This is a genomic window from Nonomuraea sp. NPDC049158, from assembly GCF_040648335.1.
Lineage (GTDB): Bacteria > Actinomycetota > Actinomycetes > Streptosporangiales > Streptosporangiaceae > Nonomuraea.
In genome coordinates, this window is sequence record NZ_JBEZDM010000038.1 from 38,039 (window position 1) to 62,259 (window position 24,221).

At 71.1% G+C, this 24,221-nt stretch carries 9 protein-coding genes; 7 read left to right on the top strand and 2 right to left on the bottom strand.

The window, feature by feature from the left end; translation table 11 throughout:
* The first annotated feature begins 82 nt into the window (after positions 1-82).
* Both AB0B61_RS47275 and AB0B61_RS47280 read left to right on the top strand, forming a co-directional pair.
* Complete coding sequence (locus AB0B61_RS47275) at positions 83-4,825, top strand: SDR family NAD(P)-dependent oxidoreductase (protein WP_358447310.1); 4,743 nt, start codon at positions 83-85, stop codon at positions 4,823-4,825.
* Positions 4,818-8,624: an SDR family oxidoreductase gene (locus AB0B61_RS47280; protein WP_358447312.1), complete on the top strand. Its 3,807-nt coding sequence runs from the start codon at positions 4,818-4,820 to the stop codon at positions 8,622-8,624. The genes AB0B61_RS47275 and AB0B61_RS47280 overlap by 8 nt, the downstream gene beginning before the upstream one ends.
* A gap of 21 nt (positions 8,625-8,645) precedes the next feature.
* Here the strand turns inward: AB0B61_RS47280 and AB0B61_RS47285 are convergent, their stop codons facing one another.
* Positions 8,646-9,629, bottom strand: a complete 984-nt coding sequence (locus tag AB0B61_RS47285; RefSeq protein WP_358447314.1) for a LuxR C-terminal-related transcriptional regulator — start codon at positions 9,627-9,629, stop codon at positions 8,646-8,648.
* Positions 9,630-9,643: 14 nt separating this feature from the next.
* A complete protein-coding gene (locus AB0B61_RS47290) occupies positions 9,644-15,064 on the bottom strand; it encodes an SDR family NAD(P)-dependent oxidoreductase (protein WP_358447315.1) in 5,421 nt (1,806 codons plus the stop codon).
* A 219-nt stretch (positions 15,065-15,283) separates the two neighbouring features.
* Here AB0B61_RS47290 and AB0B61_RS47295 point away from each other — a divergent pair, with 219 nt between their 5' ends.
* From AB0B61_RS47295 to AB0B61_RS47315, 5 genes are read left to right on the top strand one after another with little or no spacing between them, the layout of a single operon-like run.
* Positions 15,284-20,761: an SDR family NAD(P)-dependent oxidoreductase gene (locus AB0B61_RS47295; RefSeq protein ID WP_358447317.1), complete on the top strand. Its 5,478-nt coding sequence runs from the start codon at positions 15,284-15,286 to the stop codon at positions 20,759-20,761.
* Complete coding sequence (locus AB0B61_RS47300; RefSeq protein WP_358447319.1) at positions 20,758-21,525, top strand: alpha/beta fold hydrolase; 768 nt, start codon at positions 20,758-20,760, stop codon at positions 21,523-21,525. The genes AB0B61_RS47295 and AB0B61_RS47300 overlap by 4 nt, the downstream gene beginning before the upstream one ends.
* Positions 21,512-22,570: an ABC transporter ATP-binding protein gene (locus AB0B61_RS47305; protein ID WP_358447321.1), complete on the top strand. Its 1,059-nt coding sequence runs from the start codon at positions 21,512-21,514 to the stop codon at positions 22,568-22,570. The genes AB0B61_RS47300 and AB0B61_RS47305 overlap by 14 nt, the downstream gene beginning before the upstream one ends.
* Positions 22,551-23,390 carry an ABC transporter permease gene (locus tag AB0B61_RS47310; RefSeq protein WP_358447323.1) on the top strand — a complete coding sequence of 280 codons (840 nt, stop codon included), beginning with the start codon at positions 22,551-22,553 and terminating at the stop codon, positions 23,388-23,390. The genes AB0B61_RS47305 and AB0B61_RS47310 overlap by 20 nt, the downstream gene beginning before the upstream one ends.
* Entirely contained in the window at positions 23,390-24,208 is an 819-nt protein-coding gene (locus AB0B61_RS47315; protein WP_358447325.1) for an ABC transporter permease, read from the top strand. Before AB0B61_RS47310 ends, AB0B61_RS47315 begins: the two co-directional genes overlap by 1 nt.
* The last annotated feature ends 13 nt before the right edge of the window (positions 24,209-24,221 follow it).

Sequence of the window (24,221 nt, forward strand, 5' to 3'; positions counted from 1 at the left end):
ACGATTGCCCGAGCGTGGGCCATGGCTGCCGACGAAGGGTAAAAGGCGCTTCGCACGGGGCGTGACGGGCAGAGGGAGCCTGATGTTCGAACAATCGATACGTGACCACGACATCGCCATCATCGCCATGTCCGGTCGCTTTCCCGGCGCGGCGAACGTGGCGCAATTCTGGGAGAACATCAAGAATGGCGTGGAGTCATTCGCACATTTCACCGACGAAGACCTACGCGCGTCGAACGTGGACCCGCGGCTGATCGCCGATCCCGATTATGTGAAGGTGCGGCCCGTTCTCGATGACATCAGGGGGTTCGACGCCGGGTTCTTCGGCTTCAGCCCCAGGGAGGCGGAGATAGCCGACCCCCAGCAGCGGGTCTTCCTCGAGGTCGTGTGGGAGGCGCTGGAGCAGGCGGGGTACGGCAGGGCCGACAACCGCGACCGCGTGGGCCTGTGGGCCGGCATGAACATCAGCATGTACATGATCGACCGGTTCGCCGACCCCGAGGTGCTGGCGAGGATAGATCCCTACGAGCTGATCACCGGTAACGACAAGGACGCCCTCGCGACCATGGCCGCCTACCGCCTCAACCTCACCGGGCCGGCGGTCTCGGTGCAGACGTTCTGCTCGACCTCGGCGGCGGCCATCCACCTCGCCTGCCAGAGCCTGCGCCAGGACGAGTGCGAGCTGGCCGTGGCCGGTGGCGTCTGCGTACGCGTACCCGACCGCGTCGGCCATCTCTACGTCCAGGGCGGGATGGCCTCACCGGACGGGCACGTCAGGACCTTCGACGAGCAGGCCCGGGGCGGCATCTTCGGTGACGGCGCCGCGGTGATCGTGCTCAAGCCGTTGCGCCGCGCCCTCGCCGACCGCGACACCGTGCTCGCGGTGATCCGCGGCTCGGCCATGAACAATGACGGCGCCGCGAAGTTCAGTTACGCGGCCCCGAGCGTGGTCGGGCAGGCGGCCGCCGTGTCGGCCGCGCTCGCCGACGCCGAGGTCTCGCCGCGCGACATCTCCTACGTGGAGGCGCACGGCACGGCGACGGAGCTGGGCGACCCGATCGAGGTCGCCGCGCTGACCCGGGCGTTCCGGGAGACCGAGCAGGAGCGGTCCGGCCAGGCCCTGCTGGACCGCCAGTACTGCGCGATCGGCTCGGTCAAGACCAACATCGGGCACCTGGACAGGGCGGCGTCCGTCGCCGGACTGATCAAGGTGGTGGAGGCGTTCAGGCACGAGCTGATCCCGCGGTCGCTGAACTATGAGACGCCGAACCCGGAGATCGACTTCGCGCGCAGTCCCTTCTACGTGGCGGGCAAGGCGGTCCCGTGGCCGCGGCAATTCGGCCGGCAGCGGCTGGCCGGGCTGAACGGGCTGGGGATGGGCGGCACCAACGTGCACGTCGTCCTGCAGGAGGCGCCGGAACCACGGGAACGGCCGTCCGCGCAACGCTCATGGAACGTCCTGCCCCTGTCGGCGAGGTCGGAGCGGGCGGCCGAGGAGTATCGCGCGCTGCTGGCCGATCACCTGACCCGCACCACCGACCAGGACCTGGCCGACATCGCCTTCACCCTGCAGGAAGGACGGGCCCTGTTCGGCCACCGCCGGGTGTGCGTCGCCAACGACGCGGCCGGTGCGGCGGCGGCGTTCGCCGGGAGCGCGGCCGGCGAGGCCACGCTCCTGGCCCGCCACGATCCATCGCGAGGTCGCCGGGTCGCCTTCATGTTCGCGGGGGTCGGCGAGCACTATGCGGGCATGGTGGCGGGGTTGTACCGGACGGAGCCGGTGTTCCGCTGGCACCTGCGCCAGGTGCTCGACCTGCTCGCCCAGCATTCCACCGTCGACGTGCTCGAAGGGCTCACCGGTGATCGCGCCGACGCGGGTCTCGACCTCGCCGCGATGCTCGGCCGCGCGGAAACGGGCGCGCCGTCTTCGCTGAGCGACACGCGAGCCGCCCAGCCCGCAGTGTTCGCCGCCGAGTACGCCCTGGCCAGGACGCTGATGGACTGGGGGATCCAGCCGACCGCCGTGCTGGGTTACAGCGTGGGCGAGTACGTCGCCGCCTGCCTGGCCGGTGTGCTGTCGCTCCCGGACGCCGTCAAGCTGGTCGCCCGCCGGGCCGAGCTCATCGCCGGCCTGCCCGGTGGCGGGATGCTGGCCGTCGGCCTCACCTGGGAGAAGTTGTCGGCGCGCGTGCCGGACCTGGACGAGCGGGGCATCGACCTGTCCGCGGTCAACCCGGGACAGGTCGTGGTCGCCGGACCCGTCACGGCGATCAAGGCTTTGGCGGTGGAGCTCAGGGCCGCCCAGATCGGCTGCCGTGAGCTGGACACCACGCACGCCTTCCACTCCCGGATGCTCACCCCGGTGATGGACGAGCTGACCACGTGGGTCGCCGAGAACATCACGCTCAACGCGCCGACCATGGACTACGTCTCCAACGTCACCGGTGGCATGGTGGACGAGGAGCTCGTCACCGACCCCGGCTACTGGGCCCGGCACATGTGCCGGCCCGTGCTGTTCGCCGATGGTCTGGCCCAGTTGCTGCGGCGCCAGGACATCACCGTGCTGGAGATCGGTCCTGGACGGTCGCTGGGCGCGATGGCCCGCGCCCACGCCGACTGTGATCGCTCGCGGTGGCCGCTGATCATCTCCACGCTTCCTTCCGCGCACGAGGACAAGAGCGACGACAGGACCGTGGCGGAGGCTCTGGGCGAGCTGTGGCTGAACGGCGTGACCATCGACTGGTACGCCTACCACCACGCCGACCAGGAGCGGACGCCCGGACGGGTGCCCTTGCCCACCTACCCGTTCCAGCGCGAGGAGTACTGGTTCAACGCGGGACACGGCCCGCGCGCGCAGAACGAGCACGCCGACGAGCTCAGCGCCGAGGAGCTGATCAGCGAGTACGAGACCCTGCCCCTGCTGCCCGAGTCCCAATGGATGAACCTGCCTGTGTGGCGCCAGCGGACGCCCCGGCTCCCGATGGAGGACACGGACGAGACCTGGCTGGTGTTCACCGACGACGGTGATACCCAGCTGATCGCCGACCGCCTGTCCGGGAACGTGACCCTGGTCCGGCCGGGACCCGCGTTCGCCGAGGGCCCCGACGGGTATCGCATCAGGCCGGGAGACTCCGATGACACCCTGGAGCTGTTCGCCGCCCTGCGCAAACAGGACCGGCTGCCCACCCGGGTGCTGCACCTGTGGACGCTCGGCGCCGACGGTGTGCGGGACACCCTGCTGCGCGGCACCCACACGCTGATCGCGCTGGCCAGGGCGGCGCTGGACGCCGGCGCCGGGGGGTGGAAGCTCGACGTCGTCACCTCGGGCGTCTATCCCGTCACCGGCGTCGAGCGGCTTCGCCCCGAGCGCGCGACCCTGTTCGGGCCGTGCACGATCATCCCGGTGGAGTGCCCCGGCGTCACGCTGCGGATGATCGACCTCGTCGAGGGCGAGCCGCCGCCGATGCTCCCGCTGATGACGGAGCTGCGCTCGGAGCCCGGCAACCAGACCATCGCCCTGCGCCACGGCCGCCGCTGGGTCCCCGACTACGAGATCGTCGAGATCCCCGAACACCACCAGGAGCGGGAGCCGGTCAGCACGATCAGGCAGGGCGGCGTCTACCTCGTCACCGGTGGCCTCGGCGGTATCGGCCTGGCCCTGGCCGAACGACTGATCAAGGATCACCAGGCCCGGCTGGTGCTGCTGGGCCGTACCAGGGTGCCGTCAAGGGAGCAGTGGCCCGCGATCCTGGCCGACCCCCAGGCCACCGAAGAGGTACGGCGGCGCATCCAGGGCCTCACCGATCTCGCGGCGCTGGGCGGGGAGTTCACCGTCATCGCCGGAGACGTCGCGATCCAGGAGGACGTGGACCGTGCGGTCGCCGCCGCCAGGCGGGAGTACGGGGAGCTCAACGGCGTCCTGCACGCGGCGGGAGTGCCGGGTGTCGGCATGATGCAGTTCAAGACCGCGCAGGACATCGACCGCGTGCTGGCCCCCAAGGTGGCGGGGACGCTGGCGCTGGCCAAGGCGCTGGCGGACGTTCCCGTCGACTTCCTGGCGCTGTTCTCCTCGGTGGCCTCCGTCACCGGCGCGCTCGGCCAGGCGGACTACTCCGCGGCCAACGCCTTCCTCGACGCCTTCGCTCAGAGCGAGCCGCTGGCCGGGAGCCGGGTGGTGTCGATCGGCTGGGGCGAGTGGCAGTGGAACGGCTGGGAGGCGGGTCTCGACGGTTACGAACCGGTGCTTCGTGAGTTCTACCGGCAGCACAGGGAGCGCTTCGGCATCGACTTCGATCAGGGCTGGCGCTGCCTGCTGCGGGCGCTCGAACGGCCGGACCCGTATGTGGTGGTGTCGACCCAGGACTTCTCCGCACAGGTCGCGGGCAGTCGTAACTACACGATCGAGGACGTCCAGACCGCGGCGACGCGGGGCAGGGGTGAGGCCCGGCACGCCCGGCCCGACCTGTCCACCCCGTACCTGGCGCCGCAGACCAAGACGGAGATCGTCATCGCCGAGATCTGGGGAGAGGCGCTGGGCGTGGACCAGGTCGGCGTCCACGACAGCTTCTTCGACCTGGGCGGGAACTCGCTCATCGGGGTCGGGATCATCGCGGCGATCCGGCGGGTGCTCGAACTCGACCGCCTGCCCGCCCACGTGATCTACCAGTCCCCGACGGTCGGCACACTGGCGGCCGCCGTCGCGGCGAGCGCCGCGCCGGACCCTGACAGCACCGGTGACCGGGTCACCGACGACCACGCCGCGCAGCGGCAGCAGCGGCTGGCCAGACGACGTGCCAGCGTACGGGAGGGAACAGACGGTGAGTGAGGTCGACTACGACGCGGCGGTCGCCGTGATAGGCATGTCGGGCCGCTTCCCCGGGGCCGGGACCGTGGACGAGCTGTGGGCCAATCTCGCGGCCGGCCGGCCGGGACTCCGCGAGCTGAGTGAGGAGGAGCTCCTCAAGGCCGGCGTCGGGCCGGCCCAGCTCGCCGACCCGTCCTACGTCCGGGTCGCCGGCGGGCTCGAGGATGTCGAGCTGTTCGACGCGGGTGTCTTCGGCTTCTCCAGGATCGAGGCCGAGGCGATGGATCCGCAGCACCGGCTGTTCCTGGAGGTCTCGTGGGAGGCGCTGGAACGCGCGGGCTACTCGCCGATGGCCGTCCCCGGTCGCGGCGGCGTCTTCGCGGGCAGCGGGTATTCCCTCTACGCGCTGCAGGCGGCCGGCCGGTTGATGGCGGAGCCGGGCGGCACGCTGCTGATGGCGATCGGCACCGAACGGGACTCCCTGTCGTCGCTGCTGTCCTACAAGCTCGACCTGCGTGGTCCCAGCGTGACCGTGCAGACCTTCTGCTCGACGTCGCTGGTCTCGGTCCACCTGGCCGTGCAGAGCCTGCTGAACTACGAGTGCGAGTTCGCGCTGGCGGGAGGCAGCTTCATCCCTCTGGGGCAGGGCGTCGGCTACACCTACCACGAGGGGGACATCCTCGCCCCTGACGGCGTGGTGCGCGCGTTCGACGCCGACGCCCGCGGCAGCGTCGTGGGCAGCGGGGTGGCCGTGGTCGTGCTGAAACGCCTCTCCGACGCGCTGGCCGACAACGACCACATCGAAGCGGTGATCCTCGGCTCGGCCGTCAACAACGACGGCCGGGCCTGCGCCGGATACACCGCGCCCGGCGTGGACGGTCAGGCGGAGGTGATGCGGCAGGCCGTCTCGTTCGCCGGGGTTCCTCCGGAGACGATCAGCTATATCGAGTGTCACGGAACAGGCACGATGCTCGGAGACTCCATCGAGCTCGCGGCCATGGCCAGGGCGTTCCCGGCCGCCCGGGAGCGGCCGATCGTGCTCGGCTCGGTCAAACCCAGCATCGGCCACCTGGACCGCGCCTCCGGCACCAGCAGCCTCATCCGGGCGATGATGGCGATGAACCGCGCGGTACTCCCGGCCACCCCCAACTACACCAGCCCCAACCCGGCCCTGGCCGCCGTCCGCGATCGGTTCACGGTGCTCACCGAAGACCAGCCGTGGCCCGCCTCGGCCCATCCTCGCCGTGCCGGTGTCAGCTCCTTCGGGCTCGGCGGCACCAACGCGCATGTGGTGATCGAGGAGCCGCCCGCGCGCCCGGAGTCGCCGCGGCGCTCCGGCCCGCAGCTCCTCCTCCTGTCGGCCCGGGACGAGACGGCGCTCGACATGGCCACGCGCGACCTGGCCGATCACCTCGCCGCGCACCCCGGCCTCCGTCTCGACGACGTCGCGTTCACGCTGCAGCAATCGCGTGCCCATTTCCCGGTACGGCGCGCCGTGGTGTGCGCCGACGTCGCCGAGGCGGTGTCCGCGCTGGCCGATCCAGCGCGCCGGCTGGCGGGGGAGACCCGCAGCCGGGATCCGCTCATCGACATCGACCTGCCCGAGCCCTCCTCCGTACCCGAGGACTGGTGGCAGGAGCTGCGGCTGGCGGCGGGAGAGATCACCGGAGAGCTGATCGAGCCGGTCGACGCGGAGTCCGTGCCGGTCGAGGCGGTGGTGGCCTTTCTGACCGCGTTGACGCGGCTGGGCGGCCGGCTCGGGCGGGTGAGCGGTGGCGAGGGTGCCGCCAGGCTCGTCACGCGGGTGACCGAGCGGCTCAAGGCGCCCGAGCAGGAGGAGGGACAGGTTCGGCTGAGCATCGCGCCGGTGACAGGAGAGAGCGCGGCGCGCTGGCAGCTGGCCACCCTCGCCCGGTTGTGGCTCGCGGGCTCCTCCGTGGACTGGGCCGCGTTGCACCCCGGTGGCGGCCGGCGCGTCCCCCTTCCCACCTACCCCTTCCAGCGGCGCCGCTACTGGATCGAGGCCGCGCCCCCCGCGCCTGCGGCCGTCGACGGTCGCGTGGACGACCTGTCGCGCTGGACGTACGTTCCGGGGTGGCGGCACGCGCCCGCGGCGATCGCCGACCGCGACGCCGACCTGCGGGCCGCCGGTCCGTGGCTGGTCCTCGCCGGGCAGCGGTTCGGCGCGGACCTCGTCGAACGGCTCCGCCGCGCGGGCGCTGACGTGGTGGCCGCGCGACCGGGGTCAGGTTTCGGCGGGGACGCCAGAACAGGGTTCACCGTCCGCCCCGACGATCCTGGCGACCTGGACCTGCTGCTGCGCGGCATGGACCGGCCGCCGAGGACGGTCGTCCATGCCGTCGGCCGCTCCGGCGAGGCCGAGACGGGGATGACGGCGGGGTTCCGCTCGGTGCTCACCCTGGCCGGGGCTCTGGCCACCCATGTGCCGACCGAGCCGGTGAGCCTGCTGACCGTGACCCGGCAGGCGGTGGGCATCGCCGGGTCGGTGCCACGCAACCCGGAACAGGCCGCCGTGGGCGGCCTCCTGCCGGTACTGGCGCAGGAGAATCCGGGCTGGCAGTGCAGGCACGTCGACGTCGATGACAACGTGCTCGCCTCGTCGGTGCTGACGGAGGCGGTGACCGAGCATGAGGGCCCGGTCGCGCTGCGCGGGACGGGGCGGTGGGTGCGGGAGTACGAACACCTGCCGTTGCCCGCGACGACCGACGGGCCGCTCGCGCCCGGCTCCGTGGTGCTGATCACCGGAGGTCTCGGGCACGTGGGCCTGATCCTGGCCCGCCACCTGGCGGCGCGACGCGGCTGCCGGGTCGTCCTCACCGGGCGGACCGCGCTCCCCGAACGGGACCGCTGGCGAGAGCACCTCGCCGCAGCCGATCCCGGCTCACGGTCGGCCAGGACTCTCGCCACGCTGGTCGAGCTGGTCGAGGGCGGTGCCGAGGTGGTGGTGGAGTCCGCTGACACCGCCGACGAGCGGCAGATGCGCGCGGTGGTGGAGCGGACCTTGTCGCGCTTCGGGCGCATCGATCTGGTCGTCCATGCGGCGGGCAGCACCGACCCGGCGGGTTTCGGCCCGGCCACCATGCTGACCCAGGCCGCCTGCGACGCCCACTTCATCACGAAGGTCGAGGGTTTCCGCACACTGCGGAACGTCCTTGACGGGTGCGGCGACGTCCGCGGCATCACCCTGTCCTCGCTGTCGGCCGTTCTGGGCGGCTTGGCGCTGGGCGCGTACGGGGCGGCCAATGCCGCCCTCGACACGCGGGTGCTCGCGGAACGCGGGTCGACGAGGGCTCGATGGATCACGGTCGACTGGGACACCTGGGGGCTGGAGGCCGGGCAGCGGCAGTCCGTCGGTCACACGGGCGCCTTCGACATGAGAGCGGTGGAAGCCGTCGAGATCTTCGAGCGGGCGGTGGCCGCGATCGATGAGGTCGACCACCTGGTCATCTCGACCGGTTCCTTGGACGCCCGCTACGAGCAGTGGGTCGTGGGGTCGGCGAAGGACGAGGCGCCCGAGGAGGAGGAGATCCGAGACCCCCGTCCCGAGCTGTCGACCCCCTACGTGGAGCCGGCTGAGGGGATGGAGCGGACGCTGGCCGACATCTGGGCGGGCATCCTGCGCCTGGAATCGATCGGCGCCGAGGACGACTTCTACCAGCTCGGCGGTAACTCGGTGCTGGCGATCTCACTGATCGCCCGGGTCCGCAAGCAGCTGGGGATCGCGGTTCCCGTGACGGCGATGCTCGGCTACCCGACCGTACGCGGACTCGCCGGGCAGCTCAGCGGCCTGGTCGAATGACAGGACGGCGGCACTGAATCACTACAGGTCGTGATGCGCGGCCCCGACCCGGACACCGGCCTGGAACCGGCTCACGGCGTCGAGGTCGCGCAGCACTGTGGCGATGTGCCGCCGGCAGGTGCGTACGGAGACCCCGAGCCGCCGGGCGACCGCCTCGTCGGTCAGCCCCTGGGCGAGCAGCTGGATGATCGTCCGATGCAGGTGATCGGCGACCTCGTGGTAGCCGATCGACTTGGCCAGGTAGGGGTGGGCAGAGCTCCAGGTCGTCTCGACCAGGTCCAGCAGGAGACGGACCGCCGAGGCGTTGCGGATCACCACGGCGAGCGGCTTCGCCCCGGCGGCGTCATGCAGCAGGAACGCCACGTCGGTGTCGAACACCATCAGATGCCTGGACAACTGGCTCGCCGTGCGTACCTGGGCCCCGCCCTCGATGAGGGTGTCCAGCTCCGACCGGGCCCGGATGTCGGTACGCGCCGCGTGCTGCAGGAGCAGACGCACGCGGACGCCACGGTCGAGCATCGCCCGCCCACCCGGCGGGAGATGCTCGACCGTCGTCTGGTTCGGCCGGAAGGAGACGAACTCCTTCTCACAGCGCTTGCCCGCGATGTAGAGGTGGCCGGCCAGCTCGTCGCGGTCGTGCAGTTCCTCCAGGGCGGGGTGATCGGACCTGCTGCGTTGGTGCTCGGCGTAATGCCCTCTGAACATGTCGAGCTGGTCGTGGATCTGGCTGATGGCCAGCCGCCGCCGGTGCACCTCCTCGTCGATCGGGGAGACCAGGGTCGCCGTCGCCACTTCGGGATCGACGGGAACCAGCTTGGCGTGCCCGGGTCCGGACCGGAGGCGGAGCAGGTGCAGCCGCTTCAGCTCGGCGACGGCCGCCGTGACGGCCGTCGCCGGTAACCCCAGCTCTCCGGACACCAGGTCGTCGTCGGTCGACAGCTCGCCCCAGCGCAGCGCGTGCGCGTACAGGGTCGTCAGGACGGACTCGGATCCCGGCGCCGCCATGGTGCTGTCCTCCATCAACGGTCGGCCAGGGCCTCGTCGACCTGGACGGCGAGCTCCCTGACCGTCGGATATTCGAGGATCACGATCCCTGACAGGTTGATGCCGAAGCGCTCGCGGATCCGGACCGCCAGTTGCACCGAGACCAGCGAGTTGCCGCCGAGGTCGAAGAAGTCCTCGTCCAGCCCGAGCCGGCTGAGGCCGAAGGCGTCCTGCCAGAGCTCGATCAGCTGCTCTTCCGTCTTGGTCGCCGTCCCGGGCGAGACCAGCGGGATACGCGGGTCGCGGACCGCCGTCCCGGCCAGCTGGCCGCCGGCCGCCTCCGCGATACCGGCGGCGATCCGCGCGATGCGCCGGGCCCGGTCCGTCGGGCGCTCCCGGGTGACCACGTACTGCGGTTCGGCGGGACCGCTGAGGACCCGCCACATGAGGTCGACGCCCTGACCCGGCGTGATCAGCGTTTCGAGTATCTGGTCGGATCCGCCACTCGCCGAGCCGCCGGTGGTGATGGCGCCGCCCGCGGCCGGCCGGTCCTGCCGCGCGGCCGCGGTGTCGAGGTAGCGGACGGAGAAGCCGGAGATGGTCACCAGCTCGGCGCCACCCTCGTCCAGGATCGTGATGTCGTACGAGGCCACGTCCCGTTCGGCGCCCCTGGCCCCCACCTCGCGGACGTGGCTGAACACCCGCGGCGGCAGCGGCGCGTGCACGCTCAGCCGGTCGTAGGCCAGCGGCAGGAAGGTGCGGCCCGCGGCCGCCAGCTCCGGCAGGAACAGACCGAGCGAGGTCGCGCCGTCGAGCAACGACGGATGCACGCAGAAGGCGCCGACGTCCGCCGTCAGCTCCTCCGGGAGGGTGAGCGAGACCAGGTGCTCCCCGTGCCCGCTCCGCACCGAGTCCACCACCCGCCAGTGCGGACCGAACACGACCGGGGACAAGGGCGAGTCGAGATCCGGGTCCCAGGTCACGAGGTCGCAGCGGGCCGAGATGGCGGCCACATCGTGCCGGTCCGGGCCGGCTTCGGCGCCCGCCGAGGCGTAGGCGAGGGCGTGCTGCTCCCATGGCGCGTCACCCTGGTCGCAGGGCCGCGAGGACACGGTGAACTCGAAGACCTTCGAGGAGTTGCGTCGCCCGGTGACGCGCAGCTCACGGGGGCCGTCGATGGCCAGCGGGCGGGTGAAGAACAGGTCGCGGATCTCGACGGGACCGTCCTGTACGGCCTCGCGGTAGGCGGCGCAGACGATCTCCGCGTACGCGGTGCCGGGGAAGACGGGCCGGCCGGCCATCTGGTGGTCGGTCAGCACCCAGTGGAAGTCTCCGTCTATCCGGGCCGAGAACACGATGTCGTCGCCGGTCCCGAGCACCCGCCGGCCGAGCAGCGGATGTCCCGCCGTGGAGTAGCCGATGCCCCGCTCCAGATCGCGGAAGCCGCTGGGGGCGCTGGCCAGAGTCTTCTCGAGCATGCCCACCTCGGTCCAGCCGCACCAGTTGACGGAGACCGTCTGGCGGCGGCCGGCGGCACGGGCCTGGGCGAAGGCGTCCATGAACGCGTTGGCCGAGCAGTAGTCCACCATGCCGTAGTCACCGGTGACCGCGACGATCGAGGAGAACATCACGAACAGGTCGACCTCCTGGCCGAGCAGCCGATCGAGCACCAGGGTGCCGTCCACCTTCGGCGCGAGGACCAAGTCGGCGTTCTCCCTTGAGCGCATCGCCGCCAGGCCGCCACCGGCCACCCCGGCCGCGTGGAAGACCCCGTCGATCCGGCCGAACCGCTCCCGTGCCGCCAGCAGCACCTCGCGCATGGCCGCCTCGTCCGCGACGTCGGCGGCGGCGACGAGGACCTCCCCGCCCAGCTCCTCCACCTGCCGCACGCCGAGGATCCGGGCGCTCAGCTGGTCGTCGTCGGCGGCGGACAGCCGCTCGTCCCACTGGTCGCGTGGTGGCATCGGCGTGCGGTTCACCAGCACGAGCCGGGCGGCCACCGTACGGGCCAGCTCCTTGGCGACCTCCAGGGCGATGCCGCCGGTGCCACCGGTGATCAGGTAGACGCCGCGGCGGCGCAACACCCAGGGAAGCTCGGTTCTGGAAGGGAGGGAGACCTGGTCGTACTCCTGCACCCAGCGCCGCCCGGCCCGGTAGGCGACCGTGTCGTCCTCGATCGGGGCGGCCAGCTCGGCCAGCAGGTGCTCCGCGCTGCTCGCCGACACGTCGATCAGCTGGCAGGACAGAGTCGATGACTCGGTCGGCACGACGCGGCACGGCCCGATCAGCAGGGCCTTGACCGGCTCGACGGGGTCCGCGCCGGAGACGTTGCAGCATTCGCTGGTCAGCACCCTGATCCCGACCCGGTGATCGGGCCAGGCCTCCTCAAGGGACTGGGTGAGGAAGAGCAGGCTGTAGAACCCGGCGTCCTTGACCGCGTCGACGTCGGACTGGCCGGGCATCGCCGTCCACCCGTGCAGGACGCTCGTAGGCCGCCATGCCGCCTCGTCCAGCGCCGCCAGCAGCGCCCGGTAGTCGGCTCTGCTGGCGGGGCTCACCTCGTAGCGTCCGTCACCGAGGTCGGCGAAGCCGTCGCCGAGCCCGACCCGGACGACCGAGGCGCCACGCGCGGCGAGCTGGTCGGCCAGGGACTCCACCAGCTCATCGCCGGTGGTGAAGACCAGCCAGGAGCCAGTGATCCCGGCCGCCGCGCCTCGCCGGCGGGGACGCCATACAGGGACGAATGTCGCGTCCTCGATGGCCAGTGCCTGGGACTCCTCCTCCAGCGCCGCATCCTCGTGCAGGTCGTCCGGCTCCACCCAGAATCTCTGCCGTTCGAAGGGATAGGCGGGCAGCGGAACGCGCCGCCGCCCGCGCGGATCCTGGACGATGGTCCAGTCGATTTCCGCGCCGTGCGTCCAGAGGGTTCCGGCCGCCACGGCGAGCCACCGCAGATCGGATTCAGCCGACCCGGCGCGGCTCAGGGACGGCACGACCGTGGCCGCCTTGCCCAGCGTCTGCCGGGCGAGCGTGGTGAGCGTCTGCGCCGGCCCCACCTCGAGCAGGATCGCCCCGGATTCGCCGATGACCTGGCAGGCCTGCGCGAAGCGTACGGTGCCGCGCAACTGGTCGGCCCAGTAGCCGGGATCGGTGGCCTGCTCCGGGGTGATCCACGTGCCGGTGAGAGTGGACACGAACGCCCGGGTCGGCTTCTTGGGACCGATCCTGGCCACGGCCGCACGCAGGGGCTCCATGGCGGGGTCCATCATCGCCGAGTGGAAGGCGTGCGAGGTGCGCAGGCGCCGGCTCGTCACCCCGCGCGCGTCGAGCCAGCCGAGGAGCAGCTCCACCTCATCGGCCGGACCGGCCACCACGCTGGTCGAGGGGCTGTTCACCGCGGCCAGGCTCAAGCTGTCGGTGAGCAGCGGGGCGAGATCGGCTTCGCGCATGGGGACCGCGAGCATGTCGCCGGGTGGCATCGACTGGACGAGCGCGCCGCGGATCGCCACCAGTTCGAGGGCCTCCGGGAGGGTGAACACCTCGGCCAGGCACGCGGCGACGTATTCGCCGATGCTGTGGCCCACCATCGCAGTCGGCCGCAGTCCCCTGGACAGCCAGAGGGTGGCCAGGGCGTACTCGATGACGAACAGCGCGGGCTGGGCCAGGCGGGTGGCCCGCAGGCTCTCCGCCATCCGCTCGTGATCGCCCGCACCGCGCGCGCTGAAGATGACGTCGCGAATGTCGCAGCCGAGGTGCGGTCGCAGGAGCGTCGCGCAGTGGTCGACGGTCGCGGCGAAGAGCGGTTCGGTGGCGTACAGCTCGGCGGCCATGTCCACATGCTGCGTGCCCTGACCGGGGAACATGAGCGCCACCGGCGTAGGGGCGCCGGTGCGGGCGGCTCCGACCGGCCCGGCGCCCTCCAACTCGGCGGCGGCCTCCGCGCCGTCCCTGGCGACCACGAAGCTCCGGTGTTCGAGCGCCGGCCGGCCCACGGTGAGTGTGTGGGAGACGTCCTCGACCGGCAGCTCGGGGTGGGTCCGCAGGTGCTCGGCGAGCTGCGCCCGCATGGTGGCCAGGGAGGTCTCGGTCTTGGCCGAAAGGGGCAGGACCCGCCAGGGCCGGCTGGACGGGCCCGGCGGGACCTCGGGCGCTTCCTCGATGATGACGTGCGCGTTGGTACCGCCGATTCCGAAGGAGCTGACGCCCGCCCGTCTGGGCGTCTCTCCCTCGGCCCATGGGGAGAGCTCCCGGTTGACGTAGAAGGGCGTCTCCTCGAAAGGGATCTTCGGGTTGGGAGTGGTGAAGTTCAGCGACGCGGGGATCAGGGTGTTCCTCATGGCGAGCACGGCCTTGATCAGGCCGGCGACACCCGCCGCCGGACCGAGATGGCCGACATTGGTCTTGATCGACCCGATGGGGCACACCTGGCTGCCGGTCGCGCCCGCCGCCCGGTAGGCGGCGGAGAGAGCGGAGACCTCGATGGGATCGCCCACCGCGGTGGCGGTCCCGTGCGCCTCGACGTAGCCGATGCTGTCCGGGTGCACCCCCGCCACCTCGAGCGCCTCGGAGATGACGGCCTGCTGACCGTCCTGCGCGGGGGCGGTGAAGGTGGGCCTGGCCCCGTCGTTGTTCACCGCCGAGCCGATGATGACGGCCAGGATGTGGTCGCCGTCCTTGACCGCGTCCTCGTACCGCTTGAGCACGACGGCGCCCGCGCCGTGGCCGAAGTTGGTGCCGCTGGCGGCCGCGTCGAACGCCCGGACGTGGCCGTCCCGCGTGTAGATGCTGTTCTCGGCCCAGCGCTGTCCGCGGTAGTAGGGGAGCATCACGTTCACGCCGCCGGCTATGGCCATGGCACACTCGCCGGTGGCCAGGGCTCGATAGGCGAGGTGGACGGCGACCAGCGACGTCGAGCAGGCCGTGGCGATCGACACGGCGGGGCCGGTGAGGCCGAGCGCGTAGGCGACGCGAGCCGCGAGGTAGTCCTGGTTGTTGTTGATCTCGACCGCCATGTCGCCGACGGCGCGGCGGACCTTGGCGTTGGAGTAGATGTTCTCGTAGTTGTAGCGGTTGGGCCCGCTTCCACCGTACACGCCGATGCTGCCCTGGTAGCGGGCGGGATCGTAGCCGGCCTGCTGCAGGGCGGTGTGGCAGACCTCGAGGAAGATCCGTTGCTGCGGGTCGACGACCTCGGCCTCACGGGTGCTGTAGCCGAAGTACTTGGCGTCGAAATACTCCATGTCCGCGAGCATCGGCCGCAGCCGGACGTAGTTCGGGTCGTTCATCTGGGCGCGCGGCGCGCCGTTCGCCCGCAACTGCTCGTCGGTGAGTTCGGTGAGGGACTCCACACCGCCGACCAGATTGCCCCAGAGCTGCTCGACGTCGGCGGCGCCGGGAAAGCGGCCGGCCATGCCGATGATTGCGATTCGATTTCCCGCCGCCTGGTCCACGCTCACCGCAGAGGTCCTTCCCATCGGTCGCGCAATGCTTATGAGGTCAGGAAGATACTGAACAGCCGCAGGCGATGGACACGTCCGATTTAGCTGACGCAATTCCCGTCGAGAGAAGTGGCCCTGTTAAAAGCGACGCCCCCGGTCCCATAAATATGACATTGGCCGATCTCACGCCCATGGCTACCGTTGGCCGCGTTATCTCAAACGATGTGCGGAGGGCTGATGGCGGACCAACTGCGCGACGACCACATCGCGATCGTCGGAATGGCCTGTCGATTTCCCGGCGCCACCACCCCCGACGAGTATTGGCGGAATCTGGCCGGCGGAGTGGAGACCATCAGCCGCCTCAGCGAGGCGGAACTCGCCGCGGCCGGCGTCGAACCCCGAGCCTTCAAACACCCCCATTATGTGAATGCCGCCGCGCTGATCGACGACATGGAGGGGTTCGACGCCCGCTTCTTCGGCTACACGCCACGTGAGGCCGAGGTACGCGACCCGCAGGGCCGGTTGTTCCTGGAGAGCTGCTACGCCGCCGTCGAGGACAGCGGATATGACGTGAGCGCGATCGGCGGGCTCGTCGGCGTGTTCGGCGGCATGGCCAACAACTTCTACGGCGAGCGGAACGTCGCCCGCAACGCGGAGATCAAGGCCGCCGTCGGCGGTATGACCATCGAGGTCAGCAACAGCCCCGACTACCTGGCCACGACCGTCTCCTACCGGCTGGGCTTCCGCGGCCCGAGCATCAACGTGCAGACCGCCTGTTCCACCGCGCTCGTCGCCGTGCACCTCGCCGGCCAGGCGCTCCGCTCCGGCGAATGCGACTACGCGCTGGCCGGGGCGGTCGAGGTCGAGCTGCCCTACCGCGAGGGATACACCTGGGTCGAGGGCGGAATCTACTCGCGGACCGGCCATATCCGGCCCTTCGACACCGACGCCTCCGGGACGCTGTTCGGCACCGGTGTCGGTGTCGTGGCACTCAAACGGCTCGATGACGCGCGCGCCGCGGGTGACCACATTTACGCGGTGATCAGGGGATCGGCGGTCAACAACGACGGCGGCGACCGGGTGGGCTTCACCGCGCCGGGAGTCGAGGGTCAGGCGCAACTCATCGTCGAGGCGCTCGCGGTGGCGGAGGTCACCCCGCAGAGCATCGGCTTCGTGGAGGCCCACGCGACGGGCACGCTGGTCGGCGATCCGATCGAGGTCGCCGGGCTGACCCGGGCCTACCGCGCGGCCGGGGACACCCGGGTGGGCGAGTGCCCGATCGGCTCGGTCAAGGCCAATATCGGGCACCTCGGTCCGGCGGCCGGAGTCGCGGGGCTCATCAAGGCCGTACTGGCGCTGCACCACCGGGAGATCCCGCCGAACATCAACTTCTCGGTCCCGAACCCCAGCCTCGACCTGGACACCAGTCCCTTCTACGTGCCCACCGAGATCGTCCCCTGGCCTGAGGGGAGCACGCCGCGCCGTGCGGGGGTCAGCTCCTTCGGCATCGGCGGTACCAACGCGCACGTCATCGTCGAAGAGGCGCCCCCATCGGATCCGCTGCCCCCGCCACCGCGCCGGCACCATGTCCTGCCCCTCTCGGGGAAGACCGCGACCGCGGCGGAGAGCGCCGGCCGCCGGCTCGGCGCGGCCCTCGCCGAGAGCGAACCGGCCGAGCTGCCCGAGCTGGCCGATGTCGCCTACACCCTGCAAGTGGGCCGGGCGGCGCTGCCGTACCGGCGGGCCGTTGTCGCGTCGAGCATCGGAGAGGCCGTCGCGGCCTTGAGCGCGACCGACCCCAGAAGGCAGATCACCTCGCCCGGCGCCCTCAGACGCATCCGGCCGGCGATGATGTTCCCCGGCCAGGGCACCCAGCACGTGAACATGGGCCGCGACCTATATCTGACCGAGCCGGTGTTCCGCGAGGCACTGGACGAGTGCGCGGAGCTCCTGCGCGACCACCTCGACGGTCTCGACCTGCGCGACCTGCTGTACACGGACGCCGCTGAGGCCGGTGAACTGCTCGGCCAGACCCGCTACAGCCAGCCGGCGCTGTTCTGCGTCGAGTACGCGCAGGCCCGGCTGCTGATGTCGGCGGGCCTGTCGCCGGCCGCGATGATCGGGCACTCGATCGGCGAGTATGTCGCGGCGCATCTCGCCGGGGTCTTCAGCCTGCCCGACGTGCTGGCCGTGGTCGCCGCGCGCGGCCGGTTGATGTACGCGATGGCTCCCGGCGCGATGCTCGCGGTGGCCGGCTCGGAGCCGCACATCGCGGGCCTGATGCCCGGCGGGGTCGAGATCGCGGCGGTCAACGGGCCACTGTCCACCGTGGTGGCCGGTCCGCCGGAGCGCCTGGACGAGGCCGCCGAGGTGTTCGCGGCGAACGGTCTGGCCGCCACCCGCCTGCACACCTCGCACGCCTTCCACTCGGTGCTGATGGAGCCGTGCCTGGCCGACTTCACCGCCGCCGTGGCCGCCGTCCCTCTTGCCGCGCCGGCGATCCCGTTCGTGTCCAACGTCAGCGGCACGTGGATCACCGATGAACAGGCCACGGACCCGGCGTACTGGGCGGCGCATCTGCGGGCGCCGGTCCGCTTCGCCGACTGCGTCGCCACGTTGACGGCCGACGAGGACGTCGTGCTCGCCGAGGTCGGTCCCGGCGACACGCTGTCGAAGCTGGCCCGGCAGTGCGTGGGGCACCGCGTCGTGCCGATCGTGACGACGATGGGACATCCGCGGCGAACCGCCGAGGAGGGCGCGATCCTGGCGGAGGCGCTCGGCACCCTGTGGGTCAACGGTGTCGACCTCGACTGGACCGCCTGGTCCGGACGCCGCGCCCGCGTGCCGCTGCCGACCTACCCTTTCGAACGCCGGCGGTATTGGGTGGAGCCCGATCCGCCCGCCTCGACGGCCGACGACGCCCCCATCGAGATGGAAGGGCCGCTCCCGGCGGAGAAGTGCGCCTATGTCCCGCACTGGAGAGAGGACCCGCTGCCGGTCCCGGCGCCGCCCGTCTCCGGTGGGCACTGGCTCGTGCTCGGCGCCGACCATCCCGTCGTGGACGCGCTCGTACGGGAGCTCGAACCCCGCACGAGAGTCACCCTGGTAAGACCCGGCACAGACTTCGCCGCCCTGGGAGACGACCGGTTCACCATGCGTCCCGGCAGCGCCGACGACCTCGGCCGGCTCATGGACGCCCTGGCGGACGAGCCGCCGGCCGACATCGTGCACGCCTGGGCGCTCACCGACCCGGCGCCCGACGCGCTCGCCGCCGACGTGGTGGAGCGGACCCTCGACGACGCCTTCTACAGCCTCCTCCACCTCGGACAGTTCCTCGCCGGGGAGGCCAGGGAGGACGACATCCGCGTGCACGTCGTGTCGAGCAACCTCCAGGAGGTGGCCGGCACCGAGCGGCTGGAGCCCGTCAAGGCGGCGCTGCTCGGCCCGGTCCTGCTGATGCCCCGCGAGATACCCCGCGCCCAGGTGCGCGCCATCGACCTGGCCATGCCCACCAGCCTGGCTCCCGACACGGTCGCCCGGCAGCTCGTCGCCGAGTTCGCCAGCCCTTCCGAACACCGCCAGATCGCCTGGCGCGGCCGTAAACGCTGGTGCCTGGCCTTCCGGAGCATCGACCTCGACGAGCTGGACCAGCCCGACCCGGCCGTCCGCCCCGGCGGCACCTATCTGATCACCGGCGGCCTGGGCGGCATCGGGCTCGCCGTCGCGGAGGATCTGGCCAAGACGGCACCCGTGACCCTCGTGTTGATGGGCCGCTCCGCGCTGCCGCCCCGTGCCGACTGGGACGCTCTGGTCACGGCGGACGACACGGCCGAGCCCGTACGGCACAAGCTGTCCCGGCTGCTCGCGATCGAGGAGCGGGGCTCGACAGTGGTGCCGGTGCGCTGCGACGTCGCCGACGAGCAAGCTCTCGCGGCGGTCCTCGCCGACGTCCGGAGCCGATGCGGGCGGATCGACGGCGTCTATCACTCAGCGGGAGTCGCCGGCGGCGGCATGATGGCGGTCCGTACGGACCAGGACGCGGCCGGTGTGCTCGCGCCGAAGGTGGCGGGCACCATCGCCCTGCACCGCCTGCTCGGCGCCGAGGTCGAGTTCATGATCCTCTTCTCGTCCATCACCGCTGTCGGTGCCACCTTCGGCCAGGTCGACTACTGCGCGGCCAACAACGTGGAGGACGCTTTCGCCCGCTGGGCGGTCCAGCGGGACCTGCCCGTCCACTCGGTCGGCTGGGACAGGTGGAGCGAGTTCGGCATGGCCACCGACACCGACCACGCCGCCCCCGCGGCGTTCAGGGCGTTGCAGACCGGCGTCCGGTTCGAAGCGGCCAGGCACCCCTTGCTCGACCGGCAGACCGTCGGCGGCGACGACATCGTCTTCGCCACCGTGTGGGAGCCGGGCAAGCACTGGGTCACCAGCGAGCACCGGGTCGGCGGTCAGGAGGTGCTGGTGGGCGCGGCCTTGCTGGAGATGATCGACGGCGCCTACGCCGAGGCGGTCACCGGGCCGGCCGCGATCACCGATGTCATCTTCCTCAGCCCGATCGGCGTGAGCCGGCCGACCGAAGTGCGGATCACCCTGCGGCCCGACGGCGACGGTCACGCCGTGACGGTGTCGGCCGCGGCGGTCGGTCCCGAGCCGCGCGCGTGGACCGAGCGCATGCACGGCCGGATCGTGCCCCTCGACGACCAGAAGGTGCCCACCTACGACCTCGCGGCCATCGCCGATCGGTGCTCCGCCTTCCAGGTCGGGGAGCACGAACTCGCCGCGCCCGGCCGGCTGATCCAGCTGGGGGCGCGCTGGACGGGCAACGTCAAGAGCATCACCGTCGGCAACCGCGAGGAGCTCTCGCGCATCGAGCTCGGCGAGGAGTTCTGGCCCGAGTGCGGCCAGTTCCGGATCCATCCCGCCCTTCTCGACACGGCCATCGGCAACGCCAAGTACGACGCGCTGCGGGTCGCCCGGGGCGACACCCATCTCCCGCTGGGATATGACCGCATCATCGTGCACGAACCCCTTCCACCGGTGTTCTGGGCCCATATCCGGCATCTGTCCGAGGACGGCGCCGAGATCGACGCCTTTGACATCACGCTGCTGCACGACGACGGCCGGGCCATCGCCGAAATCTTCGGCTACACCGAACGCCTGGTCGACCCGGCCCGCGTACGTGCCCAATTCAGCGGCGAGGACGACGCGCCGGTCAGCCATGACGGCGGCTACCCGGAGTCCATGTCCGCGGCCGGCATCACCGCGGAGCTCGGTCTGGAGGTGCTGCGCCGCATCCAGCGCTGGCGCCCGGCCCCGCACCTGGTCATCTGCCCGGAGGGCCTGCACCGGAGCCTGCGCAGAACCGAGTCGCTCACCCTCGACGTACTGGAGGAGCAGCTCGGCGACGCCCGGCTGTCGAAGGGGCCGCCCACGCAGGAACGCCTGATCGACACACCGTATGTGGCACCGCAGACCGAGCTGCAACGGGTCCTGGCCGGCTACTGGGCGGGAACGCTCGGGATGAGCCAGATCGGTCTCGACGACGACTTCTTCGACCTGGGCGGGAACTCGCTGGTCGCCGTGCAGCTGTCGACCCGCATCCGCGACGGGCTGTCGATCACGCTGCCGATCGCCAGCCTCTTCGCCTACCCGACCGTGTCCGGGCTCGCCGAGCACATTCTCGAGCAGAAGGCCGCGGAGGCGCGGTCGTGACCCGGCCCGCGGCGATCGAAGATCCACTCGCGCCCTGGGTGCGGTTCGCCAAGCGCGCGGACACCGCGAACCTGATCCTGCTGTGCTTCCATCACGCCGGCGGTGGGGCGTCCACCTACCGGCAGTGGCCCGGACCGCTGGGAAAGGCCGGGATAGATGTCTGGCCGATTCAGCTGCCCGGCAGGGAGAGCCGATTCCTGGAGCCGCTGGAGAGCGATCTGGCGGCGCTGACCGCCACGCTCGCCGACGTCGTCGGCGCCGAGCTCGACGGGCGTCCTTACGCTGTCTACGGTCACAGCGCCGGCGCCTACGTAGCCTGCGCGTTCGCGCTGCGGATGATCGCGTCGAGGTCGCAGGCACCGGCCCACGTCTTCGTCGGGGCGTCCCGGCCACCGAGTCGTCCGGATCCGGACTCGCCGATCCATCTCCTGCCGCGCGAGCGTCTGCTGCACAAGCTCAGGTCGTACGGGGGCCTGCCTGAGGAGCTGTCCGCCTTTCCCGAGATGATCGAGATGGCGCTCGACATCACGCGCGGTGACCTGCGCCTGATCGAGACGGCGAGCTGGCCGGCGGAGCCATGGCTGGCCTGCCCGGTCACCGCGGTGGGCGGCGTCGACGACGGCACCGTCCCGCCCGCGGTGTTACCGCGCTGGCGGGACATCACCACCGGCCCTTTCTCCCATCACCCGCTGCCTGGAGGGCACTTCCTGACCCCACGGTCGGAGGAAATGCTGATCGGGGTGATCCGCGATGCCCTGGGCTGACTACACCAGCCCGCCCACCGGGGTCAGCGCGCCGAGCCGAACATCGAGCGTCGCTCCCGCGGTGGAGCTGGTGGGCCTGACCAAGATCTATCCCGGTCGCAAGAGCGCCGATGGGGAGCCCGTGGCGGCCGTCGACGGGGTTCACCTGCGGGTGCCGCCAGGAAAGGTGTTCGGGCTGCTCGGCCGTAACGGGGCCGGCAAGTCCACCATCATCCGCATGATCGCTACGTTGATGACGCCGACCGCGGGCCGGATCAGCGTGTGCGGCCACGACACGCGGGATCGGCAGCGGGACGTGCGCAAACTGCTCGGCGTGGCGCTTGGCGGGGAACGCAGCGTCTACTGGAAGCTCACCGCGCGCCAGAACCTGGAGTATTTCGCCGCCCTGCACGGCCGCTCGCGCCGCCGGTCCCGGGCCCGTATCCAGCAGGTGCTCGACGAAATGAACCTGAGCGACCGGGCCGACGATCACGTGGAGCAGTACTCCACCGGCATGCGGCAGCGCCTGGTGATCGCCCGGGCGCTGCTCAACCGGCCCGCGGTGATCCTGCTCGACGAGCCGACCAGCGGCCTCGACGTGCACTCCGCGGAGAACCTTCACGAGCACGTACGCGAGCTGCGGCGGGCCGGCCAGACCATCATCCTGACCACGCACGACATGGCCGAGGCCGACGCGCTCTCCGACCGGGTGGGCATCATCGAGAGCGGCCGCCTGGTCGCCGAGGGCACCCCCGCCGAGCTGAAGCAGTCGATCGGCGCGGCCCAGGTCATCCACGCCCGGCTGCGTCACCCCGGCGACGGCGTGCTGCGGGCGTTCGTCGGCGAGTTGTCCAGGGTCGCGCGGATCACGATCGATCGCGACGGTGAAGCCGTGGTGCTCACCCTGCTGAGCCAGTACCCCGATGACCTGGTCCCCTGGATCATCGCGGCGTCCAGCCGGCACCAGACCGCGGTCCTGAGAATCGAGAGCGAGCCGGTGAGTCTCAAGAACGTCTTTCTCGCGGTGACCGGATCGGCCTCGGACGATGACCCGGCTCGGCGCTGAGTCGGCCGCCTTCCGCGCGGCCGTACGCAAGGAGTGGCAGGTGATGGCTCGCTACAAGAGCAACCTCGTCACCCTGGCCGGCGCGGCGGTCGTCGTCCCGGCCGGCTACTACGCGCAGGCCGTCGGCTACTCCGGCGCCAGCCGGCAGGCGCTGGACGTCTTCGCGAGCCGCTCGGGGACCACGCAGATAGCGGGGTTCATCTACCTCGGATGGGCGATCTACCTGTGGATCTCCCAGATGATGTGGGGGCCGGGCAGCGCGCTGCGGACCGAGCGCATGCAGGGCTCGCTCGAGATGGTCTATCTGAGCCCGGTCTCGCGCTTCACGATCCTTTTCGGGCCGGCCACCGCACAGCTGATTCCGGCCGGCCTGCTCTTCACCGTCGTCGGTCTGATGCTGCGGTTCGCCTTCGGCGTTCCGATCGGCCCGCAGCAGCTCCTGGCGGGTCTGGTGGTCGTGCTCGCCTCCATTCCGGCGCTGTTCGCCCTCGGAGCCCTCATGTCGGTCATCACCCTGCGCTTCCGGGACGCCGAGGGCGTCGTCGAGGCCGTACGTGGCGCTCTGGGACTGGTGTGCGGCGTCACCTACCCGATCGCGGTGCTCCCTGACTGGATCCAGCCGATCAGCCGGGCTCTGCCGCCGACGCAGATCCTTGAGGTGCTCCGTGAGCAGGTGCTGCGACCGGCCTGGGCCGCCGGGACCGGAACTCGGCTGGTCTACCTGCTGGGTGTCGGAGTCGCCATGAGCGTGCTGGCCACGATCTCCCTGAGCTGGGCGCTGCGCAGCGCCCACCGGACCGGACGATTGGGGCAGTATTGATGCTGGTTGTCACGGCGATCGTGCGGCGAGAGTTCCAGGTGCAGCGCCGCTATCCGCTGAGCATGATCAACCTGGTGCTGCTCACGCCCTTGTACGAGATGGCGCTGCCGGCGCTGCTGCTCGGCTCGGCCTTCCTGGTCAACGGCTCGGCGGTGGGTCTGGCCACCATGGCCGGCACCGACGACCTGGCCGGCTGGCTCGGCCTCGGCCTGCTGGTCGCCTCGCTCCTGGTGGGTGCCGTCTGGGGGGTTTCCGGCACCCTGAAGTCCGACCGCGACACCGGTGTCCTGGAGCACTCTTTCGCCACCCCCGTCCCGCGCGAGTCCTTCGTCGTCGGGGCGGTGCTGACCGGCACGCTGTTCACGCTGGTCGCCAGCGGTTTGCTGCTCGCCTTCGCGATCGGCTTCCTGGGCGCCTCATACCGGCTGACGGGGGTGCTGCTCAGCGTTCCCGTGGTCCTCGTCATGCTGCTGGGCAACTGCGGTTTCGGGTACCTGACGGGGGCCGCCACCCTGAGGCTGCGCCGGCCCGACTCGCTCGTCGACCCCCTCACGACACTCGCCTCGGTGTTCTCCGGGATCACCTTTCCGCTGACGGTCCTGCCACCGCTGGTCCGGCCGCTCACGTATGTGCTGCCGACGACGTGGGGTCTGGACATCATCCGGCATCTGTCGCTGGGCACCACGCCGCTCCTGCCGCTGCCGTACGAGGTGGTGGGCCTGGCCGTCACGTCGACGGCGTTCCTGCTGGTGGGGCGGTGGGCGTTCGTCCGCGCCGAGCGGCAGGTCACGACCGCCGGAACCCTTACCCAGTTCTGAACGATGCCACAAC

What these genes read in the sequence shown, in the direction of transcription:
- AB0B61_RS47310 (WP_358447323.1), top strand. Translation starts at nt 22,551, where the DNA reads ATGACCCGGCTCGGCGCTGAGTCGGCCGCCTTCCGCGCGGCCGTACGC.
- AB0B61_RS47275 (WP_358447310.1), top strand. Translation starts at nt 83, where the DNA reads ATGTTCGAACAATCGATACGTGACCACGACATCGCCATCATCGCCATG.
- AB0B61_RS47315 (WP_358447325.1), top strand. Translation starts at nt 23,390, where the DNA reads ATGCTGGTTGTCACGGCGATCGTGCGGCGAGAGTTCCAGGTGCAGCGC.
- AB0B61_RS47295 (WP_358447317.1), top strand. Translation starts at nt 15,284, where the DNA reads ATGGCGGACCAACTGCGCGACGACCACATCGCGATCGTCGGAATGGCC.
- AB0B61_RS47285 (WP_358447314.1), bottom strand. Translation starts at nt 9,629, where the DNA reads ATGGCGGCGCCGGGATCCGAGTCCGTCCTGACGACCCTGTACGCGCAC.
- AB0B61_RS47305 (WP_358447321.1), top strand. Translation starts at nt 21,512, where the DNA reads ATGCCCTGGGCTGACTACACCAGCCCGCCCACCGGGGTCAGCGCGCCG.